The sequence below is a fragment of the Ralstonia sp. OTU4908 genome (assembly GCF_038440115.1).
Lineage (GTDB): Bacteria > Pseudomonadota > Gammaproteobacteria > Burkholderiales > Burkholderiaceae > Ralstonia > Ralstonia pickettii.
Map to the genome: position 1 here is coordinate 12439 of NZ_JASATD010000001.1, position 18061 is coordinate 30499.

The 18061-nt window shown below is 64.7% G+C and carries 16 protein-coding genes and 1 pseudogene; 8 read left to right on the forward strand and 9 right to left on the reverse strand.

Features of this window, described 5'->3' with window-relative positions:
- Positions 1 to 36: 36 nt before the first annotated feature.
- A pseudogene (locus tag AAHM38_RS25640) lies at positions 37 to 123 on the reverse strand (helix-turn-helix domain-containing protein); the annotation flags it as partial.
- 240 nt (positions 124 to 363) lie between these two features.
- On the opposite strand from AAHM38_RS25640, the gene AAHM38_RS00060 reads away from it, so the two are divergent.
- The 4 genes from AAHM38_RS00060 (at position 364) to AAHM38_RS00075 (ending at position 2394) form a co-directional block, all read left to right on the forward strand.
- Positions 364 to 798: a hypothetical protein gene (locus AAHM38_RS00060; RefSeq protein WP_257019805.1), complete on the forward strand. Its 435-nt coding sequence runs from the start codon at positions 364 to 366 to the stop codon at positions 796 to 798.
- Positions 799 to 819: 21 nt separating this feature from the next.
- Positions 820 to 1368: a DUF2000 family protein gene (locus AAHM38_RS00065; RefSeq protein WP_257019804.1), complete on the forward strand. Its 549-nt coding sequence runs from the start codon at positions 820 to 822 to the stop codon at positions 1366 to 1368.
- 64 nt (positions 1369 to 1432) lie between these two features.
- On the forward strand, positions 1433 to 2065 hold the full coding sequence (locus AAHM38_RS00070; RefSeq protein WP_257019803.1) for an AzlC family ABC transporter permease: 633 nt from the start codon (positions 1433 to 1435) through the stop codon (positions 2063 to 2065).
- Positions 2066 to 2079: 14 nt separating this feature from the next.
- Positions 2080 to 2394 (forward strand): AzlD domain-containing protein, encoded by a 315-nt coding sequence (locus tag AAHM38_RS00075; protein WP_103519325.1) that lies wholly within the window; start codon positions 2080 to 2082, stop codon positions 2392 to 2394.
- A 69-nt stretch (positions 2395 to 2463) separates the two neighbouring features.
- Here AAHM38_RS00075 and prpR read toward each other — a convergent pair whose 3' ends face one another.
- Positions 2464 to 4422, reverse strand: coding sequence for a propionate catabolism operon regulatory protein PrpR (gene prpR / locus AAHM38_RS00080; protein WP_116575125.1), 1959 nt, complete (start codon positions 4420 to 4422; stop codon positions 2464 to 2466).
- A 193-nt stretch (positions 4423 to 4615) separates the two neighbouring features.
- Here prpR and prpB point away from each other — a divergent pair, with 193 nt between their 5' ends.
- The 4 genes from prpB to prpF all read left to right on the forward strand — a co-directional run bounded on the left by prpB (position 4616) and on the right by prpF (position 10766).
- Complete coding sequence (gene prpB, locus AAHM38_RS00085; protein WP_116574895.1) at positions 4616 to 5512, forward strand: methylisocitrate lyase; 897 nt, start codon at positions 4616 to 4618, stop codon at positions 5510 to 5512.
- Positions 5513 to 5558: 46 nt separating this feature from the next.
- A complete protein-coding gene (gene prpC / locus AAHM38_RS00090) occupies positions 5559 to 6728 on the forward strand; it encodes a bifunctional 2-methylcitrate synthase/citrate synthase (RefSeq protein ID WP_004632271.1) in 1170 nt (389 codons plus the stop codon).
- A gap of 259 nt (positions 6729 to 6987) precedes the next feature.
- On the forward strand, positions 6988 to 9585 hold the full coding sequence (acnD, locus tag AAHM38_RS00095) for a Fe/S-dependent 2-methylisocitrate dehydratase AcnD (RefSeq protein ID WP_116574896.1): 2598 nt from the start codon (positions 6988 to 6990) through the stop codon (positions 9583 to 9585).
- Entirely contained in the window at positions 9582 to 10766 is a 1185-nt protein-coding gene (prpF, locus tag AAHM38_RS00100; protein WP_116574897.1) for a 2-methylaconitate cis-trans isomerase PrpF, read from the forward strand. Before acnD ends, prpF begins: the two co-directional genes overlap by 4 nt.
- Positions 10767 to 10845: 79 nt before the next feature.
- Here prpF and AAHM38_RS00105 read toward each other — a convergent pair whose 3' ends face one another.
- From AAHM38_RS00105 to AAHM38_RS00135, 7 genes are all read right to left on the reverse strand, one after another.
- Complete coding sequence (locus tag AAHM38_RS00105; RefSeq protein ID WP_004632276.1) at positions 10846 to 11154, reverse strand: putative quinol monooxygenase; 309 nt, start codon at positions 11152 to 11154, stop codon at positions 10846 to 10848.
- Positions 11155 to 11316: 162 nt separating this feature from the next.
- Positions 11317 to 12456, reverse strand: coding sequence for a collagen-like triple helix repeat-containing protein (locus tag AAHM38_RS00110; RefSeq protein WP_116574898.1), 1140 nt, complete (start codon positions 12454 to 12456; stop codon positions 11317 to 11319).
- Positions 12457 to 12762: 306 nt separating this feature from the next.
- The gene (locus AAHM38_RS00115) at positions 12763 to 12972 is read right to left on the reverse strand and encodes a hypothetical protein (RefSeq protein WP_257019802.1); all 210 of its coding nucleotides are present in this window, start codon (positions 12970 to 12972) and stop codon (positions 12763 to 12765) included.
- Positions 12973 to 13068: 96 nt separating this feature from the next.
- Positions 13069 to 15102 (reverse strand): transglutaminase TgpA family protein, encoded by a 2034-nt coding sequence (locus AAHM38_RS00120; RefSeq protein WP_116574899.1) that lies wholly within the window; start codon positions 15100 to 15102, stop codon positions 13069 to 13071.
- The gene (locus AAHM38_RS00125; protein WP_116574900.1) at positions 15099 to 16181 is read right to left on the reverse strand and encodes a DUF58 domain-containing protein; all 1083 of its coding nucleotides are present in this window, start codon (positions 16179 to 16181) and stop codon (positions 15099 to 15101) included. The genes AAHM38_RS00120 and AAHM38_RS00125 overlap by 4 nt, the downstream gene beginning before the upstream one ends.
- Before the next feature lie 12 nt (positions 16182 to 16193).
- Positions 16194 to 17156 (reverse strand): AAA family ATPase, encoded by a 963-nt coding sequence (locus tag AAHM38_RS00130; RefSeq protein ID WP_024542280.1) that lies wholly within the window; start codon positions 17154 to 17156, stop codon positions 16194 to 16196.
- Between the two features lie 93 nt (positions 17157 to 17249).
- On the reverse strand, positions 17250 to 17927 hold the full coding sequence (locus tag AAHM38_RS00135) for a TetR/AcrR family transcriptional regulator (protein ID WP_116574901.1): 678 nt from the start codon (positions 17925 to 17927) through the stop codon (positions 17250 to 17252).
- Between the last annotated feature and the right edge of the window lie 134 nt (positions 17928 to 18061).

An 18061-nucleotide genomic window follows, 5' to 3' on the forward strand; every position in this document is an offset into this window, starting at 1 on the left:
GGTCGACCGCAACCACCTACGCTGGTCAATTTTGATCTAGCCCATCTGCAACCGCCGCCACAACGTCGTCTTGCTGATCCCCAACGCGGCACATACGGCATCCCGATCGCCGCCGCGGGCGGCGTGGCTTACGTCACTGTGTCGAGCTTATCGACGGCGTCCGCATCGATCCACTTGCTCGCTTATTGACACTTAGCAGGCTAGCCCTTGCAACGCAATAATCAAAACATGAAGAACCAATAACGCCTCAAATGAGCAACAGAATAATTGAATTTTGCAAACAAAAATCCGCTTTTTCGACAGTGCACTATTATCGCCCCCACGTATTTCCGCTTCAAACCAAACGATTAGTAGGGGGACAAAATGTTCCAAGAAGGTGTTCGCGAATCAATGAATAGGGTTCCGGATTTATTACAACCAATTCTCACGTGGCTCACTGGGAAACCACTCAAGGAATCAGAAAAATCATATTTCTTTCCAAAGACAGCGGATATTGCAATCACGCCGTTGATTGGCATTCTTGCCATTCAAATTCTCGCTTCACTTGCAGAATGGGATACCCCGGCCGCATGGCCTATTATCTTTGCGCTTTGGATCGTTCTAGTTGGAATTCTGCGCAAATTGCAGGTCACTCACTTGCACCACGCCATTCACAATCGTCTTTTTTACAGCACGACACTAAATAATGTCTATGCCACGCTGACTGGCCGCGGAGCCTATACCTGCGTCAAGCCGCAATTGCCTGTGGCGACCGGCCCGGCTTTGCCAAACGGGAATTGTGGGGCATCTCGAACATGATCGAACATCAATTCCGCTGGCTTGAATCCGCACAGCCTGCCCCTTCAAGGTCGGCAGGCAAAACGCCGGCTACACACGCTGATCAACAACTTCTCGTCGCAGCTGAATAAGATGGCATACGCAGACAACACAAGTAAGACCGTGATCGTCGTGAACTCGGAGTTTCCTGGCCCTACGATCATCAATGCCGTCGCGCACGCCGTGCTGGGGCTCATAGGATCGAACAATCGGGACGCATGGAAGCTGTTGGCATATCCGAGCCCGGCCTTTTCGTCGGAAAGCCACATCAGCGAGTTTCCTGCCATCGTACTGCGAGCGAAACGCTCATCGGCCCTGGAGAAGTTGATTTGCGCCCTGCGCGACAGAGGCATCCCGCACAACATCTTCATCGACTCCATGATCGGCGCCAGCGCTGAGAGTCAGCGGGCAGCAACGCTGGCTGCGACTCCTGAGCATAACAAGGTGATCTGCGTTGCGCTGTTTGGCCGTGAAGAAGCGATTCGCCCGCTTATCAAGTCGTTCTCCTTGTACAAGGAATCGGAGACCTCCCATGTCGTACCGGCGGAATGAGGGGCACTCGGCCACAAAGGCATCTGACCGGGGCGTTCTTCTCCGACTGACCACAACAGTAGGAATGGCCTATTTGCCCACAGGATTCGCTTTTGGCGTACTGGCCACGCAAGCGGGATTGTCACCCGCTGTTGTGATTGCAATGAGCATCTTTATCTTTGCCGGCGCACTTCAATTTGCGGCGGTGCCGTTATTGAGTGTCGCCACGGGGCTCGGCGCATTTGCCATGACCACGCTGCTGATCAACCTGCGCCATGTTCTCTACGCCATCCCGCTGATTGAGCACCTGCCTGCGCGGCGCTGGCAACGGGCCTATATCGTTGCAGCGCTAACCGACGAGAACTATTCCGTTCTCACTACCCTTCCCACAGACAAACGGCAGCAGTTCGCGATGGCAGTGACGTTGATCCATCACGTCTATTGGATCGCGGGAACCGTCCTTGGTGTGCTGCTCGGACAAAAGGTTGCGGATTGGATTCCCAACCTGGACTTCGCGCTGCCGTCACTGTTCACCATCCTCGCCATCGAACAGTACCTATCGCAGAGAAGATTGGCTCCGGCGCTGATAGGCGTACTGGCTTACTTTGCAGCGACGCGAATGGCGACGAACTATCTATTGATCACGGCCCTCGGATTCGGACTGGCGACGCTGTTGGCGCGCGCACTTGTCCGCGGTAACGCAGTGGAAGCATCCTGAAGGAGCGCCACGTAATGAGCAGTATTGAACAATGGATCGCAGTCGGCATCATGAGCGCACTGACGATCCTTCTCAGGGCATCGCCGTTGATGATCAACCGCGATGTGCTACGCAGCCGAGCGGTTACGCAACTCAATCGCGAATTACCGCTCTGCGTGATGGTCATCCTTGTTGCGAACGCGCTTGCAGGTAGCATGATGCCCAGCCAGCTTGGCGTGGAAGTGATCGCGCTCTGTGGTGTTGCCTTGACCTATCTGATGTGGCGAAACGCGCTGCTCAGCGTTGTAGCTGGCATCGGCGGGCTGACGTTGCTTCGCTCCCTGCTTTGACACTCTGCATAGCGTCACGTTGACCGACGTGTCGCGGCGGTGCCGGTGGGCAGCGCTGGAGCGAACGAATTACCGTATCGACGCCACCTCTTGCAACCGCCGCCACAACGTCGTCTTGCTGATCCCCAACGCGGCACATACGGCATCCCGATCGCCGCCGTGGGCGGCCAGCGCTGCGCGTATCTCTTCCGCTTCCACGCCCCGGCTGCGCTCGCGCAGCGTCAATACCGCCGGTTTGCCCGGTGTGGCGTGGGCAAACACTTCGGGTGCAATCAGCCGCAGCACGTCTTGCGTGATGGCGCTGGCGTCTTCGGTGTAAGCCAGTTCAACGGCAATCCGCTCGACCACGCTCTGCAGTTCGCGCACATTGCCGGCCCAGGCGTAGCGCCGCAGCGGCTCGGCAACACCGGCCAGCACGCGGGCAGCCTCTTCCGTGTCGGCAATGCGCAGCAGCAGGCGCGGATCGCGGCGCGCGGCCTGCACGAGCAGTTCAACGGCCAGGGGCATCACGTCGTCGGGGCGTTCGCGAAGTGGGGGCAGCGCGATGCTCAGGATATTGAGGCGGTAGTACAGGTCCGCGCGGAAGGTGCCGGCTTGCACGGCGTCCGTCAGCGCGCGATGCGTGGCGGCCACCACGCGAATATCGACGCGGGTGGGCTCGGTGGAACCCAGCCGCACCACCTCGCGCTCCTGCAATACGCGCAGAAGGCGGCTTTGCAGCGGCAGCGGCATCTCGCCGATTTCATCGAGAAACAGTGTGCCGCGGTGCGCGGCTTCAATCAGCCCCGTCTTGCCGCCCTTGCGCGCGCCGGTGAAGGCGCCCTCTTCGTAGCCGAACAGTTCGCTTTCCAGCAGCGCTTCGGGAAACGCGCCGCAGTTGATGGCGACGAATGGAAAATCGCGCCGCGCGCTGAGCTGATGCATCCCCTGCGCGACCATCTCCTTGCCCGTGCCGGATTCGCCCAGCACGAGCACGGTGGCGTCGGATTTGGCGTAGCGGCGTATCAGCGTACGCACGCGTTCCATCGCCAGCGATTCGCCCACCAGGTCTTCGAGCCGATAGCGCGCGCTGAACTGCTGCGGGCGCTGGCGTGAGCGCAGCGTGCGATCCAGCCGCTCCACCGCGCGGGATTCCTGGAAGGTGAACACCGTGCCTTCTGCGGCGCCGGTGCCGGTGCTCGTGAGCGGGCCACGGTGGATGACGTAGTTCACGCCCTGCACGGTGCCCAGCGTGTCGCCGTCGGTATCGGGCAGCAAGCCGAGCAGGTTGGGCGCAATGCTGAGCAGCGGTTGCCCGATGGCCTGCTTGGCCTCGATGCCCAACGCGGTGGCCAGCCGCTGGTTGATGGCCTCCACGCGACCCTGCGCATCCAGCGCGACCACACCGTCACGCAGATGCTGCAGCAGGTTGTCCAACCGCTGGCGGCGCAGGGTTTCGCGGCGCGTGGCCTGTACGACTTCCAGCGCGGTATCGAATGCCGCACGCACAGAGTCCCGCGAATACAGGAACACGGCGTTCATGCCCGCCTGCGTTGCCAGGTCCGTCACCAGACCGGGGCCAACCACCACACCCACGCCGCGGTCGCGCAGGTCCAGCACGCAACTCTCCGCGCCCTGGCGCGAGGTGTACGAGGCAAACACCACGTCCATGCCATAGGCGGCGACAAAGCGGCGCACCTCCTCGGGCGTGTCGCCGTGGGTGACGAGCGCCACCGATTCCGCGTGGCGCCGGGCGCGGGCCAGCGCATGCATCACGTCAAAGCCCGTCGGGTTGATGACGACCACCGGCAGCGACAGACGCGGCTTCAGATAGGCGCCGTTGGAGCCGCCCGCCACCACCACGTCGGGCCGCTCGGCGCCAGCGGCGTCGATCTCGCGCACGATGTCTTCAAAGCCGCGTGTGATGACGCGCAGCTCGGCGCGGTCGTTGTACTCGGCGGCAATATCGAGGAAGAGATCGCTCAGGCGGCTGATGCCGCAAGCCCAGATGCGGGGGCGGTCGGTCAGGTCGGTTGCAGTGGGGCTCATGGTGCGGCGCGGCAAAAAAACGGCAGTCCGAGCATTATGCGCCGTGCATTTCCATATTGAAATCACACATTTCATTTTTGAGATGGTGTGCGCCCGGGCGGTAACGTCACATCCATACAAATCAAGGGGTTACGTCCACTCAACTGGGTGGCCCGCTTCCTGCTCTTTTAGGCCGATCTTTTTGGAGCCACACATGAGCACAACCCATCGACACCCCACCAGCGCCGGCGCCAAGTTCCGTGCTGCCGTGGCTGAATCCCAACCGCTGCAAGTGGTGGGCGCCATTACCGCCTACGCTGCCAAGATGGCCGAGCAGACCGGCTTCAAGGCCGTGTACCTGTCGGGCGGCGGCGTGGCGGCCAACTCGCTGGGCATTCCGGACCTGGGCATCAGCACGATGGAAGACGTGCTGATCGACGCCCGCCGCATCACCGACGCGGTGCAGATCCCGCTGATGGTCGACATCGACACCGGCTGGGGCGGCGCCTTCAACATTGCGCGCACCATTCGCTCGTTCATCAAGGCGGGTGTGGCCGCCGTGCACCTGGAAGACCAGGTTGGCCAGAAACGCTGCGGTCATCGCCCCGGCAAGGAAGTCGTTTCCACCGACGAAATGGTCGACCGCGTGAAGGCCGCCGTGGATGCCCGCACCGATGACGATTTCGTCATCATGGCCCGCACCGATGCCGCCGCCTCCGAAGGCATCGACGCCGCCATCGAGCGCGCCGTCGCCTACGTGGAAGCGGGCGCCGACATGATCTTTCCGGAAGCCATGAAGACGCTGGACGACTACCGCCGCTTCAAGGCCGCTATAAAAGTGCCCATCCTGGCCAACCTGACCGAGTTCGGCAGCACGCCGCTCTTTACCACCGACGAACTGCGCAGCGCCAACGTGGACATTGCGCTGTACTGCTGCGGCGCCTACCGCGCAATGAACGCTGCGGCGCTCAACTTCTATCAGACCGTGATGCGTGACGGCACCCAGAAGGCGGCCGTGGAAACCATGCAGTCGCGCGCCGATCTGTACCAATATCTCGGCTACCACGCGTACGAAGACAAGCTCGACGCGCTGTTTGCCGCACAGAAATAACGCCTCCGCATCCAAACCAATTCAACGCATCCAAGGAGACCACACCATGAGCGAAGCCGATAACAGCACGCCGAACGCCGGCGCTTTCAAGCCGAAGAAGTCCGTGGCCCTGTCGGGCGTGACGGCCGGCAACACCGCGTTGTGTACCGTTGGCCGCACTGGCAATGACCTGCACTATCGCGGCTACGACATCCTCGACCTGGCCGGGGCGTGCGAGTTTGAAGAAGTCGCCCACCTGCTAGTGCACGGCAAGCTGCCCAACAAGGCGGAACTGGCTGCCTACAAGGCCAAGCTGAAGGCATTGCGCGGCCTGCCCGCCAACGTGAAGGCCGCCCTGGAATGGGTGCCAGCCTCCGCCCACCCGATGGACGTGATGCGCACCGGTGTGTCGGTGCTGGGCACCGTGCTGCCGGAAAAGGACGACCACGCCACCCCCGGCGCGCGCGATATCGCCGACCGCTTGATGGCATCGCTCGGCTCGATGCTGCTGTACTGGTACCACTACAGCCACAACGGCAAGCGCATCGAAGTCGAAACCGACGACGACTCCATCGGCGGCCACTTCCTGCACCTGCTGCACGGCGTTGAACCGTCGCAATCGTGGGTCGATGCCATGCACGTCTCGCTCAACCTGTATGCCGAGCACGAGTTCAACGCATCGACGTTTACCGGCCGCGTGATTGCCGGCACGGGCTCGGACATCTACTCGGCCATCACCGGCGCGATCGGCGCGCTGCGCGGCCCGAAGCACGGCGGCGCCAATGAAGTCGCCTTCGAAATCCAGAAGCGCTACGACACCCCGGACGAGGCCGAAGCCGACATCCGCCGCCGCGTGGAAGCCAAGGAAGTCGTGATCGGCTTCGGCCACCCGGTGTACACCGTGTCCGACCCGCGCAACAAGGTCATCAAGGAAGTGGCGCGCAAGCTGTCGAAGGAAGCCAGCAACACCAAGATGTTCGACATTGCCGAGCGCCTGGAAACCGTGATGTGGGACATCAAGAAGATGTTCCCCAACCTGGACTGGTTCAGCGCCGTGTCGTACCACATGATGGGCGTGCCGACCGCGATGTTCACCCCGCTGTTCGTGATCGCACGGACGTCCGGCTGGGCCGCGCACATCATCGAGCAACGCATCGACAACAAGATCATCCGCCCGAGCGCCAACTACACCGGCCCCGACGACCTGAAGTTCGTACCGATCGGCAAGCGCCCGTAAGAGAACGCCACCGCACGCACTCAGACGGTTTGGCCTTTGACGTTCCTGCCCTATGCGGCGCCTTGAATTTTTGTTGCAAGGAGGAAAAAAGAAGGGGAACTGTCTGAGCGCAGCGAGTTTTCCCCTTCTCCTCCTTGCGACATAAATTCAAGGAGGGGGTCGCCGCATCGGGCGCGCCTTTCTTTGCTTACTTTCTTTGGCAAGACAAAGAAAGTGAGTCAGCCCCGGCAGGGGATGAAACAAGGGATGTACCACTACCATGAACACCACCCACCGCAAACCGCTCCCCGGCACAAAGCTCGATTACTTCGACGCACGTGAGGCTGTGGAAGCCATCCAACCGGGCGCCTACGACAAGCTCCCCTATACCTCCCGCGTCCTCGCCGAGAATCTGGTCCGCCGCTGCGACCCAGCCACCCTCACCGACTCGCTCAAGCAACTCATCGAACGCAAGCGCGATCTGGATTTCCCCTGGTTTCCGGCGCGCGTGGTCTGCCATGACATCCTGGGCCAGACCGCGCTGGTCGACCTCGCCGGCCTGCGCGACGCCATTGCCGACCAGGGCGGCGACCCCGCCAAGGTCAACCCGGTCGTGCCGGTGCAGTTGATCGTCGACCACTCGCTGGCGGTGGAATGCGGCGGCTTCGACCCCGACGCCTTCGCCAAGAACCGCGCCATTGAAGACCGCCGCAACGAAGACCGCTTCCACTTCATCGACTGGACCAAGCTCGCGTTCAAGAACGTCGACGTGATCCCGGCGGGCAACGGCATCATGCACCAGATCAACCTGGAGAAGATGTCGCCCGTCATCCAGGCACACGACGGCGTGGCTTACCCCGACACCTGCGTCGGCACCGACAGCCACACGCCCCACGTCGACGCACTCGGCGTGATCGCCATCGGCGTGGGCGGCCTGGAAGCCGAAAACGTGATGCTGGGCCGCGCCTCGTGGATGCGCCTGCCGGACATCGTGGGTGTGGAGTTGACCGGCCAGCGCCAACCCGGCATCACCGCCACCGACATCGTGCTGGCGCTGACCGAATTCCTGCGCAAGCAGAAGGTGGTGGGCGCCTACCTCGAGTTTTACGGCGAAGGCGCATCCAAGCTCACGCTGGGCGACCGCGCCACCATCTCGAACATGGCCCCCGAGTACGGCGCCACCGCGGCAATGTTCTCGATTGACGACAACACGCTCGACTACCTGCGCCTGACCGGCCGCAGCGACGAGCAGGTCAAGCTGGTCGAGACGTATGCCAAGACCGCGGGCCTGTGGTCCGACACGCTCAAGAACGCCGAATACGAACGCGTGCTGCGCTTCGACCTGTCGAGCGTGGTGCGCAACATGGCCGGCCCGTCCAACCCGCACGCACGTGTGGCAACGACCGACCTGGTCGCCAAGGGCATCGCCGCCAAGTGGGAAGAGACACCGGGCCAGATGCCCGATGGCGCTGTCATCATCGCGGCCATCACGAGCTGCACCAACACCAGCAACCCGCGCAACGTGATTGCCGCGGCGCTGCTGGCGCGCAATGCCAATCGCCTGGGCCTGACCCGCAAGCCGTGGGTGAAAAGCTCGCTGGCGCCGGGCTCCAAGGCCGTGGAGCTGTATCTGGAAGAAGCCGGCCTGAAGCACGAACTGGAGAAGCTGGGCTTCGGCATCGTCGCGTTTGCGTGCACGACCTGCAACGGCATGAGCGGTGCGCTGGACCCGAAGATCCAGCAAGAGATCATCGACCGCGACCTGTACGCCACCGCCGTGTTGTCGGGCAACCGCAACTTCGACGGCCGCATCCACCCGTATGCCAAGCAGGCGTTCCTCGCCTCGCCGCCGCTGGTGGTGGCCTACGCGATTGCCGGCACCGTGCGTTTTGACATCGAGCGCGACAGCTTCGGCACCGATGCCAACGGCAAGCCGATCCTGCTGAAGGACCTGTGGCCGACCGACGAAGAGATCGACGCCATCGTGCGTGCATCCGTCAAGCCGGAGCAGTTCCGCAAGGTGTACATCCCGATGTTCGAGCAGCGCAGCGCATCCGTTGCCAACGTGAGCCCGCTGTACGACTGGCGCCCGCAGAGCACCTACATCCGCCGCCCGCCATACTGGGAGGGCGCGCTGGCCGGTGAGCGCACGCTCAAGGGCTTGCGCCCGCTGGCGGTGCTTGGCGACAACATCACGACTGATCACCTCTCGCCGTCCAACGCCATCCTGGCCAGCAGCGCCGCTGGTGAATACCTCGCCAAGATGGGCCTGCCGGAAGAAGACTTCAACTCGTACGCCACGCACCGCGGCGATCACCTGACCGCCCAGCGCGCGACGTTTGCCAACCCGACGCTCATCAACGAGATGGCCGTGGTGGACGGCGCGGTGAAGAAGGGCTCGCTGGCACGCATCGAGCCCGAAGGCAAGGTCACGCGCATGTGGGAAGCGATCGAGACCTACATGGACCGCAAGCAGCCGCTGATCGTGATTGCCGGTGCCGACTACGGCCAGGGCAGCTCGCGCGACTGGGCCGCCAAGGGCGTGCGACTGGCCGGCGTGGAGGCCATCGTGGCCGAAGGCTTCGAGCGCATCCATCGCACGAACCTGATCGGCATGGGCGTGCTGCCGCTGGAGTTCAAGCCCGGCACCACGCGCCTGACGCTCGGCATTGACGGCACCGAAACCTTTGACGTGATCGGCGAGCGCAAACCGCGCACAGACCTCACGCTCGTCATCCACCGCAAGAACGGCGAACGCGTGGAAGTGCCCGTCACGTGCCGCCTGGACAGCGATGAGGAAGTCTCGATCTACGAAGCCGGCGGTGTGCTGCAGCGATTTGCGCAGGACTTCCTGGAATCGAACAAGGAGGCCGCATGAGCCACCCCGCACAGGTGAAGATTCCCGCGACCTACATGCGTGGCGGCACCAGCAAGGGCGTCTTCTTCCGTCTGCAGGACCTGCCGCCGGCAGCGCAGCAGCCCGGCGCTGCTCGTGACGCCTTGCTCATGCGCGTGATCGGCAGCCCCGACCCGTACGGCAAGCAGATCGACGGCATGGGCGGCGCCACGTCGAGCACCAGCAAGACGGTCATCCTCAGCAAGAGCACGCGCCCGGATCATGACGTGGACTACCTGTTCGGTCAGGTCTCCATCGACAAGCCGTTTGTCGACTGGTCGGGCAACTGCGGCAACCTCTCTGCAGCAGTTGGGCCGTTCGCCATCAGCAATGGGCTGGTCGATGCCAGCCGGATACCGCAAAACGGTGTCGCCATCATCCGCATCTGGCAGGCCAACATCGGCAAGACCATCATTGCGCACGTGCCCATCACCAACGGCGCGGTGCAGGAGACGGGCGACTTTGAATTGGATGGCGTGACCTTTCCGGCGGCGGAAGTGCAGCTCGAATTCCTCGACCCGGCTGCCGAGGAAGACGGTGACGGGGGCGGCGCGATGTTCCCCACCGGCAACCTCGTCGACGACCTGGAGGTGCCCGGCGTGGGCACGCTCAAGGCGACGATGATCAACGCGGGCATCCCGACGATCTTCATCAACGCAGAGGCCATCGGCTACACGGGCACCGAGCTGCAGGACGCCATCAACGGCGATGCGAAGGCGCTAGCGATGTTCGAGACCATTCGCGCGCACGGCGCCGTGCGCATGGGGCTGATCAAGAGCATTGAAGAAGCCGCCACGCGCCAGCACACGCCCAAGGTGGCGTTCGTCGCGCCGCCGAAGGACTACGTGGCATCGAGCGGCAAGAAAGTCGGCGCAAGCGATGTGGACTTGCTGGTGCGTGCGTTGTCGATGGGCAAGCTGCACCACGCAATGATGGGCACGGCAGCGGTCGCCATCGGCACGGCGGCGGCCATTCCTGGCACGCTCGTCAACCTGGCGGCAGGCGGCGGAGAACGTGGCGCGGTGCGCTTCGGGCATCCGTCGGGCACGCTGCGTGTGGGCGCGGAGGCCAAGCTCGTTGACGGCGAATGGACCGTCACCAAGGCCATCATGAGCCGCAGCGCGCGCGTGTTGATGGAAGGCTGGGTGCGCGTGCCGGGCTGAAGGCTGACCACGCATGCAAAGCAAAACCGCCGCATCCGGCTGACGGCTGGATGCGGCGGTTTCTTTTTTCTCTCGGAACTCAGGTTGCGCCGGTGTTCTTCAGGCCGAGCACCTCGATCGACGCAATCTCGGGCGGTGAGGCCAGCAGCTCGGCCGCGTTGGCCATGAGCGCCTTGGCGATCGGGCCGTCCAGATGCGCTTGGCGGTCTTCCTCACTGGCAAAGGCATCGAAGATGCCGAATACGTTGGGCGCAAGGCGCAGCGCAAACCAGATCGGGGTGGTGGTTTCCTGGTTGGCCATTTGCAGGCCGGCCGAAAGAAAATCGGCCACTGCCTGTTCCTTGCCCGGTTTGGCAATGAGTCGGGCGAACAATGCGTACTGGATCATTGAAAGTCTCCTGATACGCGCGGAGAGCGCGCGGTCAGACGTACTGTATGCCGAAAGCAGCGGGCCGCGTCATACGAACACGCGTACGAGCCGTTCCGCACGCGGCGGAAACGGCTCGATGACGGGCCAAGCGCACAAGCCAGCCCGTCATGTTGCGCGCACTCAGTGATGCAATGCGCTGCCCACTGTGGTCAATGCGCCGCCCACAGCGCCCGTGACGGGTGCAAGCGGCGTCGCAGCCCCGGTGGACGTCAGCGACGTACCGACGGTGGTGACAAGCGAGCCGACAGGCGCAGTCGCACCCCCAGCCGTCGTGCCGCCCCCGGCGGCGCCGCCCAGTGCGCCCGTCACGCTGCCCAGCGGATTGCTGCCACCGCCCACGCCGCCCAGTGCGCCGGTAATCGGTGCCAGCGGGTTGGCCGACGTTGCGCCGCCCGGCGTGGAGGTCACCCCGCCCAAGGCGGCCACCGTGTTACCCGTGGCCGTGACCACACCGCCCAAACCGGAGACGACCGGGGCGTTGGTCGCCGTCAGCGACGTGCCGACATTCGCTACGCCGCCGCCCACCGTCTGCAGCAGGTTGGTTGCCGGAGCGCCCAGGCCCGTTGCGTTACCCAGTGTCTGCGTAGCCGTGGTCACCTGCGAGGTGAGCGGCACCACGGTCGAGCTGAGCTGCTGCGTGACTTGCTCCACCGGCCCGGTCGACAAGCCCGTGCCGAGCGTGCCGCCCGCACCGGCCACCGCCTGCCCAACCTGCGAGACTGCCCCGCCCACCGGTGATGTCACCGGCGAAAGCGGCTGCAGCGGCCCTGAACCGAGACTGCTGACAAGGGCACCCGTGGCGTCAACGGTGTTACCCGCTTGCGTCACCACGTTGCCGGTGCTCGATGCCGTGGTGCCGATCGGGTTCGGGTTGGTACCGATGCTGCCCAGGCCCGACTGCACGCCGGTGCCCAGCGCCGACACCGTTTTGCCTACGTTGTCGACCACGTTGCCCAACCCCGACGCCCCGGGCAGATTGCTGCCGCCGATGGTCGAACCGAGCCCGCTGACGGCACCGCCCGTGGCCGTCAGCACGCCGCCGCCCTTGTTCGCCACGTCCCCGGTGGGCGTGGTGGACGCGGTGGGCGTCGTGCCGCCAGAGCCGTTGGAACCGGACCCACCGCCACCATTGTTGGCCGAACTGCCGCCGCTGCCAGTGGTGCCGCTCATGTCGCCCGAGCCCGAACTGGCGCAACCGCCCAGTACAAGCAGGCCGGCCAAGGCCGCCGAAACCAGGGTCCCTCGTTGCAATGTCTTCATGTCTGCCTCCCGTTTCAAATATGCGCTTGATAATGCGCGCAGCCCCGCCCTACTCGGTGTTTTATCGGTGCACCTCCAGATTAACTGGATGGCACGATCAAATTAAGTCTATTAACCAATGCGGCGTCAATTGCAAACATTGTCAAACGCCTAAAACCCTCGTCATGACGCCAATCTGCATCAGAAGAAGCCCGCCGGACGCGGTGTCACCATGACGCGAAGGTTCGCGCGCTGACGCGCTCGGACGATTATGTTTGAAGGCTTTGCTCTAAATTAACCAAAATGGGTTAAATCCATGGCCCGGCGTTATCTCGAAGCCATTCGAAAAACCGGCAGGCACGGCATTGAAAGCCCTGGGGCGCGCTGCGGCACGCTCGCATCAAGGTGATGGCGTTCGATGCCGATGCCGCGCATCGGCGCTGCTTCGATGAAGTGATTGAGATGACGCGCCATCACACTCGCACAGCGCAGGTTGGCGCGAATCGCCAGCGCGATGCTTTGCGCAATGCCGATCACGCAGCATCACAAGTGAATGACCGGAGCGCTCGATCAACCGCGTGGGCGCCCGCTTTTTGGGGCGCGATGTTTAAGCCGATCAACCGCTGCGCCGCGTCAGCCGAGCCGGACTTGCGCCACGGCTTCGCGCCATTGCGTGAACCGCTGGGCACGCACCTGCGCATCGCCGTCGTCGCGCCCGTAACGCAAGGCGACGTAGCCGGCGGCGGCATTGCGCAAGGCCTGCGCCGCTTGCGGAAACTGCGCGGCAGCACGCTCGGCGTAGGCCATCGGGCCTTCGGCAGCGCCGCGCGTGCAACCATGTCGCGCCAGCCGGTCACACAACCGCTGCCACTGGGCCTGCACGGGATCAGGCTTGGGCTTGCGCTGCTGCCAGAGGAGCGGCAGCGCAGCGAGCAGGAACAAACCCGACACGCCCCATAGCACCGCGCGCGGGTCCGCCGCATCGAGCCCCAGCCACGCGAACAGGCGCGCCTGGCGGTTGCGGTCATAGCCGAGCACCCAGCTGTTCCAGCCGCTGATCAGGCCATCCAGCCCCCAGCGCACGCTGCGCAACCAGCCGGGTTCTTCTGCGCGGCGCGAGCGGAATTCACTCGCGGGCACGGCGGCGGCCAGGCCACGTTCGACGCGTTGCGGCGCGACGGCGGCGGTGGGGTCCACGCGCACCCAGCCGCGCCCGTCGAGCCACACCTCAGCCCAGGCATGTGCATCGGACTGGCGCACGATGATGTCGCCGCTCACGGCGTTCACCTCACCGCCGAGGTAGCCCACCACCACACGCGCCGGCACGCCCGCCGCACGCATCAGGAAGACGAAGCTGCCCGCGTAGTGCTCGCAGAAGCCGCGGTGCGTGCGGAAGAGGAAATCGTCGATCTGCTGATCCTGCAGCGGTTCCGGCTCAAGCGTGTAGGCAAACGGTGCGCTGCCAAACAGCTTGAGTGCGGCGGATACGCGCTCGGCAGGCGGCAGCGCTGCCCATTGCGCTGCCAGCGCACGCGCTTGGCCGTTGCCCGGCGGCAACGCCAGCGCCATCTGCTGCGTGAGCGGGTCGAGCGGGCGGGCGTCGTCGGCGCGATTGCGCTCCGGCAACCGCGAGCGCGCGTGATACCGCACGCGCTGGTCGACCGGTTGCGTGCTGATGAACTCGCCGTCGATGCTGCGGCCGGTGCCGTCGCGCGCCTCGATCGACTGGCCGCGATCGAGCGCAAACAGCCAGCGCTGGCGCGTCGGTTCCAGCGTAACGTTGTAGTCGAACACGCCGGGCGCACCGCCGGTTGCGTCCGCAGAATTGGGTACGCTTTCAGCTGCGGGACGTTGCCGCATCGATGCGGCCGTCCACGTCTGGCCATCGAAACGCCACAGCACCATGCCGCGCCAGTAGAGCGTATCGAGCGGTGGCGGCGCGCCGACAAAATCGACGCGGAAGGCAAGCTCATCTGAGAGGATCAACTGGCCGACGGAGCCGGGCGCCATGCGGTCCGACAGGCCGCTGACGGCGGTGTCGGCAGTTTGCGGCAGGCGCCACAGGGGATGATCCAGCCGGGGGAACAGCAGGAACAGCACCGCCGCGCACGGCAGACCCATGAGTACCAAACGCGCCAGCACGCGCACTGGCGACACCCGCGCACGCGCCTGCGGGTGCAGCAGCAACAGCCAGTTGCGCAGCAGCAGCGCCACGGTCGCCAGCATGGTGGCGGCCAGCCACGGCGGCTGGTCGAACAGCACCTGCGAGAGCAGCAGGAAACAGCACAACTGCGTCACGAGCACGCCGTTGCGCACCGTGTGCGATTCCATCAGCTTGAGCACGAGAAACGCGCCCAGCAGCGCCACCGACAAGTCCCGCCCGATGTTTCCGCCGGTGCGCATGGCGAGTGCCAGCGTCACGACAAGCGTGGCGACGCCCGTCAGCCCCAACACCCATTTGCCAGGCAACGGCGCGCGCCGTACCCACAACAACGCGCGCCAGAGCAGCAGCACCCCGAACACGGCGCAGGTCACCAGCGGCAGCGCACGCAGCAGCGGCGCGAGCACGACGGCAAGCTGGGCGATCAGCCAGCCGTGCTCGCGATGGGTCAGCGCACGGGCCGAGCCAAAGGCGGCCGCTTCGGTGCCGATGGTGGCAGTGGTCATGTGACTTCGCCTTCGGCTTCCGGCATCGCCGGCTTACCCCACAACGCCAAGGCGCGCAAACACGCATCCCGATGCGCGACACCGCGTGCCGGTCCGATGACAGCGCCAGGCAGGCTCAGCGTGTATTCGGGCTCATCGCCGGCGGGCGCGTGCTCGGCCGCCAGCACCCAGGCGCACAGGCGCGACAGGCGTTGTTCAACGTTCATCGACGGTGGCAGCGCTTCCCACGCGAGCACGCATTGCGCGTGGCGGACTTGCTGGCCGGTGCGGCTCATCCAGGTGTCGAGCCGCGCGCTGTGCTTCCACGCAATGCTGCGCAGCGCGTCACCGGGGCGATAAGTGCGCAACTGGTCCGCGGCTTCTTCGACGTGGGTGCGGGCGGCGCGCGTGTCGTCTTCGTCGCCAGGGTCCGGCGCAAAGCTCGCGGGCAGCGGCGGCGCGGAAGGTTCCGGGGCCGGATAGACGAGCAAGGTCAGCGGTGCATCGGCATAGCTCCACGCGCGAAACAGGCCGAGCGGAAAACGCGTCGATACCGTCAGGCGCGGCAACTTGAACCAACCGCGCGGCTGATCGGCGAAAGACAACGCGGCCACGATGGCGTCCTGCGCGTCGAGCGATGTTTCCACCGCGGCGGCTTGCGCGGCGCTCACATCCACACCCACGCGCGCCCACGGTGTGACGTTGGCCAACGCCACGCTCACATTCAACGCATGGCCTGCAAACACCGCTTCGCCCGCCGCGCCGCGCACTTCCAGATCGACAAGGTTGCGATGCGTCTGCCACATGGCGGACGCCGCCACACCGGCCAGCACGAACGTCAGCAGAAAACCCAGGCTCACGTTGTAGTTGAGCGAGGTGAGCAGCATCACGACCAGCAGCAGCGCAAAGCCGCCGCCGGCCGCAGTGGGCAGGATGTAGACGTGATTGCGGTCCAGGCGGATGCGGCCTTCGCGTGGCGTGCGCGGCCGCTGCAGAAAGCGTTGCACGCGTGCCCGCGCAAAGCGCACGCCGGGCAGCATCGCCACGCCCGCACCGAGCACACGCAACGGCGCGAGCAGCAGAGAACGCAATCGCGCCATGGCGCTGCCTGCTTAGGGGATGGCGACCGTATCGAGCAGCCGCTGCGCCAGCGCGGTCGCCGACAGCGTCCCGCCCGTGGGCAGCAACCGATGCGCCGCCACGGCCTTGAACACGGCTTGCACGTCTTCGGGCAGTACGGCATCGCGGGCATCGATGAGCGCCCAGGCACGCGCGGCCGCCAGCAATGCCAGCCCCGCGCGCGGCGACAGGCCCATCTGCACCTGCGCATCGGTGCGCGTGGCATTCACCAGCGCGAGCACGTAGTCGACCAGTGCCGGCGCCACGTGCACGGCATCGGCGGCGGCCTGCAGCGCAACCACTTGCGCAGCCGTCAGCACGGCTTCGATGTCCTGCGGCGCACCGCCCCCTAGATACAGCGCACGCTCCGAGCTTTGATCGGGATAACCCAGCGAGAGCCGCATCGTGAAGCGGTCCAGCTGCGACTCCGGCAGCGGATGCGTGCCGATCTGGTTGAGCGGGTTCTGCGTGGCGATCACGAAGAACGGCTCGGGCAGCGGATACGTCGCCCCGTCATGCGTGACCTGCCCTTCGGCCATCGCTTCGAGCAGCGCGCTTTGTGCCTTGGGCGTGGCGCGGTTGATTTCATCCGCCAGCACCACCTGCGCGAACAGCGGCCCCGGGTGGAATTCGAACGCGCCCTTTTCTTTTACATAAATCGACACGCCAATCAGGTCGGTGGGCAGCAGATCGCTCGTGAACTGCACGCGCTGATATTGCAGCCCGAGCGTACGGGCCAGCGCATGCGCCAGCGTGGTCTTGCCCACGCCCGGCAGGTCTTCCAGCAACAGATGCCCGCGTGCCAGCAGACACGCCAGCGCCAGGCGGATCTGCAGCGGCTTGCCGAGCACGATGCGATCAAGCGCGCGTTGCGCCTGCGACAACGCCGCCGGCAAGGTCAGCGGCGTGGCGGGCGTCGTACGAACGGGAGAGAGCGGGACTTGGTTGGGCGTCATCAAGGTGCAGCCGAGGCAACAATGCCAGCGAGTGTAGCGGCATCGCACGAGACTCGTGCGCCCATGTTTCGCGTGCGTGAGCGCGCTACAACATCAGTCCGGTTTGTGCGGGGGGATAGCCACATCGAGCAACACGCGTGCCGTGCGCGGCAGGCTCTTGATAAGGCGCGGCGCATCGGTGCCGAAGGTCTGGCTCGCGGTGTAGGCACCTTCGATCAGAAAGGCCAGGTCGTCGGCCAGCGCATCGGGGTCGGTCGCGCCGGCGGCCTGGGCGCGGTCCCGCAGGCGGGCGAGTAGCAGCGCCTTGTTGCGCTGAACAAACTGCCGCGCCGGATGCGTCATGTCCGGAAACTCCGCCGCCACATTCACGAACGGGCAGCCCCGATAGCCGGGGCGCGAAGCGCGTTCGGAGACATCGATGAAGAACTGCAGCAGTTGCGCGCGCGCATCGTCGGGGTGCTTGGCCACGCTGGCGTTGAAGTAACCCCAGAAGCTCTCGTCGCTGCGCTCCAGGTAAGCGATGACGAGATCGTCCTTCGACTTGAACTGCCGGTACAGGCTCATCTTGTTGACGCCGGCTTTCTCGACCACGGCCTCGACACCAACGGCCCGCACGCCTTCGTAGTAAAACAGTTGACGCGCCGCCTCGAGCAGGCTGGCGTGCGCGTCCTCACCGCTGATGCGGCGCGGCGTCGGCTTGGGTTGATCAACGGTGTCAGCGGTGGAACCGGTGGAAAGTGCGCGAGGTCCGCGACGGGCGGCGGTGGCCATGGTGGTGCTCCTGCGGGCGCGACGGGCAACAAACCCCCAGGCGCGCCGGTGTCATTCGAATGTTGCTTGACATGTTACCGAGCGGTACCTACTATCGCAACCACGTTGTTACCGACCGGTAACGAATGCCACAT

Excerpts from the sequence above, each read along its gene's own strand:
- AAHM38_RS00060 (WP_257019805.1), top strand. The coding sequence starts at position 364 with ATGTTCCAAGAAGGTGTTCGCGAATCAATGAATAGGGTTCCGGATTTA.
- AAHM38_RS00070 (WP_257019803.1), top strand. The coding sequence starts at position 1,433 with ATGGCCTATTTGCCCACAGGATTCGCTTTTGGCGTACTGGCCACGCAA.
- AAHM38_RS00075 (WP_103519325.1), top strand. The coding sequence starts at position 2,080 with ATGAGCAGTATTGAACAATGGATCGCAGTCGGCATCATGAGCGCACTG.
- prpR (WP_116575125.1), bottom strand. The coding sequence starts at position 4,422 with ATGAGCCCCACTGCAACCGACCTGACCGACCGCCCCCGCATCTGGGCT.
- prpB (WP_116574895.1), top strand. The coding sequence starts at position 4,616 with ATGAGCACAACCCATCGACACCCCACCAGCGCCGGCGCCAAGTTCCGT.
- prpC (WP_004632271.1), top strand. The coding sequence starts at position 5,559 with ATGAGCGAAGCCGATAACAGCACGCCGAACGCCGGCGCTTTCAAGCCG.
- acnD (WP_116574896.1), top strand. The coding sequence starts at position 6,988 with ATGAACACCACCCACCGCAAACCGCTCCCCGGCACAAAGCTCGATTAC.
- prpF (WP_116574897.1), top strand. The coding sequence starts at position 9,582 with ATGAGCCACCCCGCACAGGTGAAGATTCCCGCGACCTACATGCGTGGC.
- AAHM38_RS00105 (WP_004632276.1), bottom strand. The coding sequence starts at position 11,154 with ATGATCCAGTACGCATTGTTCGCCCGACTCATTGCCAAACCGGGCAAG.
- AAHM38_RS00110 (WP_116574898.1), bottom strand. The coding sequence starts at position 12,456 with ATGAAGACATTGCAACGAGGGACCCTGGTTTCGGCGGCCTTGGCCGGC.
- AAHM38_RS00120 (WP_116574899.1), bottom strand. The coding sequence starts at position 15,102 with ATGACCACTGCCACCATCGGCACCGAAGCGGCCGCCTTTGGCTCGGCC.
- AAHM38_RS00125 (WP_116574900.1), bottom strand. The coding sequence starts at position 16,181 with ATGGCGCGATTGCGTTCTCTGCTGCTCGCGCCGTTGCGTGTGCTCGGT.
- AAHM38_RS00130 (WP_024542280.1), bottom strand. The coding sequence starts at position 17,156 with ATGACGCCCAACCAAGTCCCGCTCTCTCCCGTTCGTACGACGCCCGCC.
- AAHM38_RS00135 (WP_116574901.1), bottom strand. The coding sequence starts at position 17,927 with ATGGCCACCGCCGCCCGTCGCGGACCTCGCGCACTTTCCACCGGTTCC.